Below are 9966 nucleotides of genomic sequence, written 5' to 3'. Positions count from 1 at the left end.
CAATGTCAGAAAATAGAAACGCTCAGTATCGTTATCAAGTGCTGGACAGATGCTTCAGTGACTGGAATAAGAAATATACTATCGAAGATCTCCTTGAAATAGTCAACAATCATCTTTATGAATTGGAAGGTTCGGACTCTACCATCAAGTTGCGTCAGTTACGAGGTGACCTAAATGCCATAAGAAAGATGCTACCCGATAACATCTATCTTGATGCCAAACCATTTGGAGGAAGGAAATGCTACTACAGATATTCTGAGCCAAACTATTCAATCTACCAGAATGGTCTATCGGTTACCGAGGTTAACTCTTTACGCTCGATAATTGAAATGCTTAGTAAATATCGTGGAGTTACTGGTAATGCTTGGCTTGAAGATGTTATCTCCAATCTAGAACTTCGTTTTGGAGTAAAATCGGATAGAGAAAATCTTATTTCATTTCAGTGTAACTCATGTTTAAAAGGGCTTGAATACCTTTCAACTCTCATAGACGCAACAATCAATCACCAGCCTCTCGAAGTAAGCTACACAACACACGCAGGCATTAGTTCAACGAATGTGCTTCATCCATATTATATGAAACAATATAATAACAGATGGTTCATATTCGGACGTATTGATGGGAAAGATTATATTGTCAACCGAGCCCTTGACCGAATTGAGCGGATAAGTAGAAGTGATGTACCATTCTGTAAAAATGACCTTGTGGATTTCAACTCTTACTTTGATGATATTGTAGGGGTATCGGTGCCTTATGAAGTACAGGAGGCCGAAACAATTATTTTGCAATTTAGTTCAGAACGATTTAAATATATTGTTTCAAAGCCACTGCATACCTCACAGAAAATTATTGATGAATACAAGTGTATAGTTACTATCAAAGTAATACCAACACGAGAACTTGACCAATTAATTCTAGCTTTTGGACCTGATGTTGAAGTCCTAGCTCCAGATAAATACAGAATGAGCATTAAGACTAAAATTGAGAAATGTCTCAACAAATATCGCTCTGTGCATTGCGATTGCATATAAAATTATACTTTTATAATAAACAGATATAACAGAGCAGATATTAACCAACATTATATGGAACGTGATAGTGTGCAAAATATTAAAATTGAACATTCTAAAAGAAAAGGCGTATCAAGCTTTGTATTGAGTAATGATACGCCTCTTTTAAAATTCCTTTAAATCTACTCTTCAAAAAGCGAAAGTATATAAAATCTGATATATTTTTATCTGATTACGAATTTTGTATAGAAGATTGATTATACATATACACTCTTTATCTACGGCAGTATTATGGCTTTTTCATTTAAATATAAGTCCCATCTTTCAGGGTAAGCATTCGGTAAACCACGTTGCAAATTTTGTGAATTAGTTCCGAATCGGTGCTATTCGTAGTCGATTCGGAACTAATAGTATCTATTCGGAACAAGTTTGATTGGATTTTGCCCAATTACGTGGTAGAAGTTCTTCCATATTCTTCTCATCCCTCTCATAATATGGAATTTTGCTCAGGACATCTTCCATCCAGATTCTAGGGTCTACTTCTGCTGATTTGCAGGTGGCAATCAGTGAGTACACGATAGCAGCCCTGTATGCGGATGCGTCGTTGCCGCAGAACAGATAGTTCTTTCTTCCCAAAGCCAAAGGTCTTATGGCATTTTCTATGCGGTTGTCATCAATTTCGATTCTTCCGTCGTTTACGTATCTGGAAAGTCTTGGAAGGAGCGTGTAAGTATATTCGATGGCTTTACCCATACGGCTTTTAGGAAGTACTCTAAGATAAGCATCCTGCAGCCACTTTTCAAATTCAAGTATCAGCGGATAGGACTCATGGATACGTTTTTCCTTACGCTCTTCAGTAGTGAGCCCTGCATCATTGGCATCAGACTCTATCTTGTACAACTTGCCGATGTAGTGAATCGCCTGTGTAGCCAGGGTCCTGTTCTCTTCCAGAGCATCCACGTATTTTCTTCTGACATGTGCCCAGCAGCCGGCCAGAGTAATTCCTTTCATCTGCTCAAACTGTTCGTAAGCTGCATAGCCGTCACATTGCACAATGCCACGGCAGCATCCCAGCAGTTCACGGGCTACCATGCCCGAACGGCTGCCACGGTCATAATGGAACATGACGTCCCCCGTGATGCCGTCGCGTACGCACCACTCATACCCCTTTTTCGCCTTATGTTTCTCATTGTCCAGCACAGGAATGACACTCTCGTCCACTTGTATATACTCACTGGAGAGTATCTTCTGTTTGAGCAGGTTGTACAGAAGCCTGAGTTTCTCCACCGCCATTTCATACCATCCGCACATGGTAGATTCGCTTATGATGATTCCTGATTCGCGATACTGCTGTATCAGACGGTAGAACGGGAGATGATACATGAACTTGCCGATGATAATGTCCGTCAGGACCGAGGCGCCTGCCATACATTTGCTGACCGGGATAAGAGGAAGAGGATGAATCAGAATCTGCCTTTCCTCGGGATATTTCTCCATATCGGATTTTCTTATCACTTTGTGACGGACGGTCTTCAGGATATATACTTTTGCCGGAACACGCTCCAGGCGTGAACTCTCTTCCTTTCCGATTTCAATGAAATCATCCTTAAGCCTGCCTTCCCCGTCAGTTGTTCCTTCGGGGTAAAGATCAACAACTTCTACCGGAAGAGAAGATGTATCCAAGGGCTTGCGGGACGGCTTCTCCTTGACTTTTATGGTTCTGGTGATTTCTTCATCGCTTTTGCGGACTTCATCCTCCATCCGGGATATTTCCATGGAGGACATTTCTTCTTTTGAGAACAGAAACAACTGGTTGGGATCAAGCGGAAGATTTTTTTCGCTCATCCGTCCGAAGACTTTTTTCCGGAGCCAGTACAGCGACTGCTCCAGCGAAGCAACCCTGCTGATAAGCGCCGCTTTATCCTGGCGGAGCTTATCAACCTCTTCCAATAAGGCTTTTTCCTGTTCTTCCGTAAGCATCTGTATCTCATTGTTTCACAATGTAAATATACTAAAATCCAATGACATACAAAAGCAAACAGAGTAAGAAAACGACACTATTTTCGAAGTTTCTGCAGGTTTTCAAGTCTCGTGCGACGGGAGTCGCGGGCTTCCATGATACCCTCCACTATCATGACAAGTTCCCGCCATTCTATATTTGCACAGACCTCATTGTCGTTGACAGAATCAGGCTTGCCTAAGGTACCGGCTTCCAGAAGTTTGGAATACAGCACCATGCCGCCCGGCTCCCAATGCAGGAGCTTTATGCGGTCACGGGCACGGTTTATGAATATACACATTGCCGCTGCAGGGGTCCTGACCCATGGCGTCGGTGATGATACCGCTGAGAGTATGAAAGCTTTTGCGCATATCAGTAGGGCGGTTATACAACAGATAGCGCATACTGTCATTAAGGCTGAACATGGCTGCAGGCCTGGATGATTGAATGCAGTTCCTTGTCGTTCAGTTCACCGCAGATACGTATGGCACTACCGGCCGGGGTACGTATTTCTATCTCTTTCAATCCGCTTGGCGTGGCCGGTATACTTTTCTGTTTACGTCCGCTCGTTCCGGCAAATGAAGGAACCGGAACAAAAGATCCGCTGTGCGGAAGCTCGATAAACTCACCTTGAGCCGTTTTACCAGATGATTGCTCGGCGGCATAACGGGATTTGCTGTCATAAAACCGCCATACAGGGATATTGAGTTCCTCCAGTCTTGACTTATAAGTCATTTTGTGCTCTTTGCAGTAGTTCATTATCTCTACCACTTCTTCTCGTGTCATCATAACTTGGCTTTTTGGACGTAAAGTTAATGATGGAAGTTGGAGACGAAAATACGTGGTTTACCGAATGCTTACGCTATTATTGGTGTTGTATGTCTTACTTCGATACTGGTATGTAATATAATCATAGTGAACAACGCTAAAGGAAAGCTGTTTTCTGACATTGAACAAGTGACAACTACCGAATATGGTTTATTGTTGGGGACAACACCTCAGACAAGAATCGGAAGAAGGCAGAATCAATTTTTCAAGTTCCGCATCGAAGCAGCAGAACATCTTTATAAAGCAAGGAAAATAAAACACATTCTCATTAGCGGCGATGAAAACAGCCTTGACGGAGTAAATGAGGTTGAATGTATGAAAGATTCTCTCATTGCTCATGGAGTTGATACCAATGACATCATCTTGGATGGAAAAGGGTTTAGAACACTTGATGCAGTGGTCAGAGCTGTAAAGGTATTTAATATTCACAGCTTTGTAGTTATATCACAAAGATTCCATAACGAAAGAGCTATTTATCTTACAGAATATCTTGGACTTGAAGTACATGACATTAAGGGCTACAATGCTGCTGATCCCACATCAAAAATGGCACTTATGACATATGTTCGCGAATATTTTGCAAGGGTTAAGGTTTTTGTCGACATACTCACTGGCAAAGAACCCGCAACTTATGAAAAAGGGGAATAGATACCAGGGCTATCTTTAACCTACCTCAGTTGCTAACCTTATTATTTTCATATAGGTATAACCCTATCAGTCCAAGTGCAACAACGACATCTGTGACATTCCACATCGCTCTGCCAAGAGCGACCTTAATAAAAGGCTGAAACAACAGCGCCAATGCACCAAAGGTTATCGCCAATGGTTTAATCTCCTTAATCCAATAGTTATATGCATAGATTGCAAATAATACCATTGCGACAAACCTCACTAATTGATAATACCCATAAGGCATCGGAGCAAGACATAGCAACAATAATGCCGATAATATTAGATATGAAAACTTAACAATCATAATCAAATCAAGTAATATTCATTTTGTAATGGAGCTAAGACAACTTGCTCCACATTGAAGTACCATTGTGTTTTTGCTTTAATATAGTTGTGAGTAAAAGCATACAAATGGCACCGACAACTGCAATAACAATGGGAGCAATTATAGAATGCATAAGCCACCAATAGCTACCGACAGAGAACAGAAATACGCAAATCCATAGAAGGATATATCCCACTTTCTTATAATTCATCAACCTTATCAATGCATAAATTGAAATTGCAGCACAAATGATACTTGGATAGTTCAATGAGAAAATTTCATAACTAATATAACACAAGCCAAATGCCATAATCGAATAGGACAAGAAGAACGTCATCCCCAATAAATATATTATATTTATGGTCATAGATCGTTCATCCCAATATTTGTCAAGTCGAACTATATACAAACAAGCCAGAAAACAGAGAAAAGCAGTAATCGTCATTGAGAATAGTGACAGAGAAACATTTATCATGTACTCACCACTAACAACCATCATGAAAAATGCAAAAAACAAGGATAGAAAGCCAGAGAACCATAGACTTTGTTTAACCCAACGGCGTTTGGGCTTCTCGTTATTCTTACTTGACAAATTCTTCTTATCTGGCTCTCCTATGAATCTACTGATTGCACTCTGTAATTCCGCCAATGACTCGTCATATACACCATTCTTACAAACAATATATTGTAAAGGCAATAAAACAATCATTACAGACTTCTCATATTCAGAATCATCAATTCGTACAGGAAGTATTTGCTTGTTATATTTTTGAGCCAGAAAAATCTCTCCTTTTGTCCACTCTGATTTATTTGAATTTTCGGAAGAGAAGAATACAAAAAGTTTTGAAGCCTCAATGGCATCTGCAATTTCACCTGCAAATTTAGCACCGCCATAGAGACCTTTGACATCATACCAAACTTTATATCCATAATCCTCCAAGAACTTTGCATACTCGTGGACTAATTGACGGTCTTTGTTGGAATAGCTTATGAATATATCGTATGTCTCAGTCATTATATCTAGAGGGCGTTTTATTCAAAGTAACTAGAATTGAATCCAATGTTTTGCATGAAAGAAGCAAGCGCAAGTAACCTTCTACTATCTCCACCTGCAACATCAACCATATACGTACGGAATTCATCTTTTTCGCGATTGCTTAGCTGTTTGGCTATCTCTATAGCCTCGTCCTGATTCATACTGACTATGTCTTGAAGGATTGGAAAAATTTCTTCTTGTGAATCAACAAAGAAGAAATCCACGAACAAAGCATATATATCAGGTTCATTTGTTCTAATCCTTCCACCGTATGAAATGCCCAATATACTCAGACCGACAAGAGCCAAAGCTTTTTTCTGTTTTATACTTAGTGTATCTAACATTTCATATATATTATAACTTCTCACCATTATAGGGAATAATATTGTACCCACAAGTTCGTATATAATTCACGAATTGGGTCTGTCCTGGATCTTCGTCATCATACCCAACCCATTTGTTGATAATATCTCCATTTGTCTTGACCAGGAAAGTCATAGGAATACTCCTTACATTATACTTCTCTTGCAGATCTTCAGTACCCTCTTGTTCAACATCAATATATGTGTAAGAGTTAATTCCGGCTTCATTAATCTCTTTCACGAATCGCTTAGAAGGACCACACCATGATGCGCTAAATAACAACAGGTATGCCTCATTGGAAGATGTAGCTGGAGATTTTGACAAATTTGAATCTCCCAAAGGAATTTCCATCGTTTGTGACTGGAAATCTCTAACAATGAATCCTGTAGAATTATTTATTCCATAACCTTTTAGGATGATTCCATCACATTCTGAAGGCATGGGAGGTATTTCTATTTTGTCCATGCCAGTGACATCCAGGAGTAAAGGTCGTCTTATATTCAGAAAATATCCTACGGAATCGTTACTCGTTCTTTTATTCACAAATACTTTTGACGATGAACGATAGAAAACCAGTAGTGGCTCGCCATTATCGTCTGTTGCATAGGAAACACCTTTGGACGGTAATATTTTACCTTGTAAACTTTTATTCAAAGGAGCAGCCACGGATGGTTTCTGCCCTTCAAAAATAAATCCTTTTGGTACTTTATTACTTGTCTTTCTATTGTAAGGACATAAGTACAAATTGCACACCTTGTTACCAAATTGATCACATATTTCATATCTGTCGATTATGTGTTCAATGTTTGGAGCATTACAAGACCCAATCCTTTTCCATGATATTTTTGAACCGTCAGAAAGGCGCAATTTTCTTAGATACACTTCATTTTGAGGTACGCCATGAATAGGAACTGGATTCGTTATATCTAATCCGAATTCACCATAGCCTTCCGGCATAACATCTTCAGCAGTTCCTGTGTTGCACATCATTTCCATTGCATTTAATAAGCCAATGGTCTGTGACAACTGCTTGTTATTATCTACAGCATGGTTGTAGATAATTCGAATGTCAGAATCTGTCAGCTGGTTATTTATACGACGTTTTACCTTCCCCGTAATTGTGCTCAGGGTTTTATCTTCATCCATAAAAAGACATGTCAAAACAAAAATATAGTTATTTGCAACTACATCTTCGTTATAACGATTGCCTAATTTTTGACTTAATTGGCTAGTCAGATACACTTGTTGCTCTCTTCCTTCTGGGAAAAACAACTTATAAACCTTTGCTAGTGCCTCAGGCATCTCTGGCTCTTTCTTTCGTCTAAAAATATCGAAAAAACCCATAATATCAAAACACTTTTAAAATTGAACACTAATACATCATTTGACAGATATAATGACAAAACTACTCAGCTTCTTGTTCCTTATCAGCACTTTGGGGGTCCTTATCCAGACTTAAAGTGATTTCTGCAAAAGTCACATTATTCCATTCTGGATCGTCCGCAACATTGATATCTGGAAGCAAAAAGTCCTCTTTATCTGGATATTTGGCGAGGATTTCTTCATCTGTGAGTGAAAGCCTAACTCGAATTTTCTTGAAGAATTTCACTTCTGAGTATTCAATTCGTTTATCTGCTTCGATTGTCTTAAAAGCTAAATCCACCAAACACATTTGTTCTTCCTTCGATAATGCATCCTCAGCAACGTCACTCAGATATTTGTTCAAAAATGACACTCCATCTTGGTTGATAGAATCTACATATTTCTTTAATATAACTTCAACATCTAATTCATTGAACAAATCAGTGTTTGTAATTAGCTCTCGTAGCACCTGGATTTCTTCGGGTGCAATGTCACCATCACATGCCATACATGCGAAAATGGTTTTCAAAAGTAAATCTTGATTATTCATAATTTAAATATTTAAAAAGTTACTTAAATCCTATTCTTGGTCTATCGGACGTAATCTTTTCACCATTCATAATAGCTCTGATACGTTCATATTTTTTTAATTCGTTATCAGATATAGATTGCTTTACTTTTGAAATTGCATTCTGAAGCAACTCCATAGTAATCTTACTATGCGCCTTTAAAGCAGCTCTTGACGCATCATTTACAATCAACTGTATGTCAGCAGAAACATAATTGTGTGTCAAATCTGCAAGCAATCCATAGTCTATACCAAAATCATATGGGCGTTTTTCTAAATATAACTTGAAAAGCGCTTCTCTTGCTGCTTTATCGGGAACTCCAATATAATATTTTTTTTCAAGTCTGCCAGCACGCAATACAGCAGAATCAAGAACATCAGACTTATTCGTGGCACCAATGATAAAGATACCCTTCTCACCAGTTCTGTCCATCTGTGCCAGGAACTCGTTAATGCCAGACATACCTTTATCATCAGCTAATGACCGATCCTTTAATAAATCATCCAATTCATCTATAAATATGATGGTCGGAGCATTTGCTTCAGCCTCATGAAACATTGCTGCAATATTTTCCTGAGTCGCATTTATCCATTTGCTCTTTAAGGTAGCTGGAGTTACTTGCATGAAATTAAATCCGACTTCTTCAGCAAAATGTTTTGCAAAAAAAGTTTTACCGCACCCTGGAGGTCCATATAGTAACATTCCATTTGGAATTGTCACTCCATATCTATGATATTCCTCTGGATTATGAAGTGGGTCTATAACCTCTTCCCTCATTTGGCGTTTTAGGTCATCCATGCCAGCAATAGCTGCGAATCCAGGTCCCTCCACCTTTCTTGAAAGAGACCGCTTAGCATCATTATCTTCCTTTTTTGATTCGTCTGATTTAACTTTTCTATACGTTGGCTGGCGTTCTACTTTTATCTCACCATCAATTGCTTTTATGAACTCCTGCGCTGTTTGGAAACGGTTTTCCACATCATAACTTAACGCCTTTACTATACAGTTTAATAACTGTTCATCCAACTCAAAAATATCAGTTGTTGGAATTTTAAGAGGTTTTTCCCTTTCCGTTAAAATGCGTTCCACTTTATCACCTTTGATTCTTGAAATGTCAAGAAACCAAGGCAACTCTCCATATAGCAGGTGATACATCATTACACCGACAGAATAGATATCTGATTGTATCTGACAAACACCAGAAAATCTCTCAGGTGCCAAATAAAAAGGATTCAATTCATTTAAATTAGGCTTTGCAGGTGGTTGATTCAAAAACCGAGCATGTCCAAAATCAATCAACTTCAAATCCTCCAAACCTCCTACTAAATTGAGCATTACATTTTGAATCGTTACCTCTCCATGCACAATAGGCTCGTCTTGGTTGTGAATTGAATCGAGTGCCGACAGCACAGCTTTAGCAACCTTTTTAATATCATAAACACTGATATCATCATCTCGAATGATTCTCTGAGCAAGTGTTTCACCACTAACGAACTCTGTCACAATATATGTTCGTTGCCCTCCATTAGCCAATATGCTTCCGGAGTCAATATAACTACACAAATTATGGTGGTTGAGACATTTTGAGATTTCAACCTCCACAACACGTCCATTATCGTCTATTTGATGTCTATTAAGTTTAGAATAATCAATCAGTTTCAAGAAACGTGTTTTGCCTTGAGAATCCTTAACACGATACGTTTCAGCATAAGAACCTTCTTTATGCTGAAATGTAACCGTGTAGGGCCCAATATTATCCTTCTTTTTGTAAAGCATATATGGCTTAAAATTTTAATTTGCAG

The 9966-nt window shown here is 38.8% G+C and carries 10 protein-coding genes and 1 pseudogene; 2 read left to right on the top strand and 9 right to left on the bottom strand.

The annotated features are described in order from the left end of the window. The first annotated feature begins 2 nt into the window (after window positions 1–2). Window positions 3–1031 (top strand): YafY family protein, encoded by a 1029-nt coding sequence (locus C8275_RS08910; RefSeq protein ID WP_106484872.1) that lies wholly within the window; start codon window positions 3–5, stop codon window positions 1029–1031. 393 nt (window positions 1032–1424) lie between these two features. On the opposite strand, the gene C8275_RS08905 is transcribed toward C8275_RS08910, so the two are convergent. The 3 genes and pseudogenes from C8275_RS08905 to C8275_RS08895 all read right to left on the bottom strand — a co-directional run bounded on the left by C8275_RS08905 (window position 1425) and on the right by C8275_RS08895 (window position 3798). Further along, window positions 1425–2990: an IS66 family transposase gene (locus C8275_RS08905; RefSeq protein ID WP_106484871.1), complete on the bottom strand. Its 1566-nt coding sequence runs from the start codon at window positions 2988–2990 to the stop codon at window positions 1425–1427. A gap of 77 nt (window positions 2991–3067) precedes the next feature. Continuing rightward, window positions 3068–3380: pseudogene (tnpB, locus tag C8275_RS08900) on the bottom strand (IS66 family insertion sequence element accessory protein TnpB). A gap of 40 nt (window positions 3381–3420) precedes the next feature. Further along, window positions 3421–3798 carry a hypothetical protein gene (locus tag C8275_RS08895; protein WP_234395676.1) on the bottom strand — a complete coding sequence of 126 codons (378 nt, stop codon included), beginning with the start codon at window positions 3796–3798 and terminating at the stop codon, window positions 3421–3423. Window positions 3799–3924: 126 nt separating this feature from the next. On the opposite strand from C8275_RS08895, the gene C8275_RS08890 reads away from it, so the two are divergent. Beyond that, window positions 3925–4485: a vancomycin high temperature exclusion protein gene (locus C8275_RS08890; protein WP_199881910.1), complete on the top strand. Its 561-nt coding sequence runs from the start codon at window positions 3925–3927 to the stop codon at window positions 4483–4485. 25 nt (window positions 4486–4510) lie between these two features. Here C8275_RS08890 and C8275_RS08885 read toward each other — a convergent pair whose 3' ends face one another. The 6 genes from C8275_RS08885 to C8275_RS08860 all read right to left on the bottom strand — a co-directional run bounded on the left by C8275_RS08885 (window position 4511) and on the right by C8275_RS08860 (window position 9940). Continuing rightward, entirely contained in the window at window positions 4511–4813 is a 303-nt protein-coding gene (locus C8275_RS08885) for a DUF6804 family protein (protein ID WP_106484869.1), read from the bottom strand. A 34-nt stretch (window positions 4814–4847) separates the two neighbouring features. Continuing rightward, the gene (locus C8275_RS08880; protein WP_106484868.1) at window positions 4848–5849 is read right to left on the bottom strand and encodes a TIR domain-containing protein; all 1002 of its coding nucleotides are present in this window, start codon (window positions 5847–5849) and stop codon (window positions 4848–4850) included. A gap of 17 nt (window positions 5850–5866) precedes the next feature. Continuing rightward, the gene (locus C8275_RS08875) at window positions 5867–6214 is read right to left on the bottom strand and encodes a hypothetical protein (RefSeq protein ID WP_157948227.1); all 348 of its coding nucleotides are present in this window, start codon (window positions 6212–6214) and stop codon (window positions 5867–5869) included. Between the two features lie 10 nt (window positions 6215–6224). Then, a complete protein-coding gene (locus C8275_RS08870; protein ID WP_106484866.1) occupies window positions 6225–7577 on the bottom strand; it encodes a thioredoxin family protein in 1353 nt (450 codons plus the stop codon). Window positions 7578–7638: 61 nt separating this feature from the next. After that, window positions 7639–8145 (bottom strand): TerB family tellurite resistance protein, encoded by a 507-nt coding sequence (locus C8275_RS08865; RefSeq protein ID WP_106484865.1) that lies wholly within the window; start codon window positions 8143–8145, stop codon window positions 7639–7641. Between the two features lie 19 nt (window positions 8146–8164). Next, window positions 8165–9940, bottom strand: coding sequence for an AAA family ATPase (locus C8275_RS08860; protein WP_106484864.1), 1776 nt, complete (start codon window positions 9938–9940; stop codon window positions 8165–8167). Window positions 9941–9966: the final 26 nt, after the last annotated feature.

This window comes from Bacteroides sp. Marseille-P3684, from assembly GCF_900291465.1.
Taxonomy (GTDB): Bacteria; Bacteroidota; Bacteroidia; order Bacteroidales; family Bacteroidaceae; genus Phocaeicola_A.
Note: the sequence above shows the minus strand (reverse complement) of the source record. Positions and strands in the feature narration are given on the sequence as shown.

Coding starts and splice junctions, on each gene's coding strand:
- C8275_RS08910 (WP_106484872.1), top strand. CDS start 3: ATGTCAGAAAATAGAAACGCTCAGTATCGTTATCAAGTGCTGGACAGA.
- C8275_RS08905 (WP_106484871.1), bottom strand. CDS start 2,990: ATGCTTACGGAAGAACAGGAAAAAGCCTTATTGGAAGAGGTTGATAAG.
- C8275_RS08895 (WP_234395676.1), bottom strand. CDS start 3,798: ATGATGACACGAGAAGAAGTGGTAGAGATAATGAACTACTGCAAAGAG.
- C8275_RS08885 (WP_106484869.1), bottom strand. CDS start 4,813: ATGATTGTTAAGTTTTCATATCTAATATTATCGGCATTATTGTTGCTA.
- C8275_RS08880 (WP_106484868.1), bottom strand. CDS start 5,849: ATGACTGAGACATACGATATATTCATAAGCTATTCCAACAAAGACCGT.
- C8275_RS08875 (WP_157948227.1), bottom strand. CDS start 6,214: ATGTTAGATACACTAAGTATAAAACAGAAAAAAGCTTTGGCTCTTGTC.
- C8275_RS08870 (WP_106484866.1), bottom strand. CDS start 7,577: ATGGGTTTTTTCGATATTTTTAGACGAAAGAAAGAGCCAGAGATGCCT.
- C8275_RS08865 (WP_106484865.1), bottom strand. CDS start 8,145: ATGAATAATCAAGATTTACTTTTGAAAACCATTTTCGCATGTATGGCA.
- C8275_RS08860 (WP_106484864.1), bottom strand. CDS start 9,940: ATGCTTTACAAAAAGAAGGATAATATTGGGCCCTACACGGTTACATTT.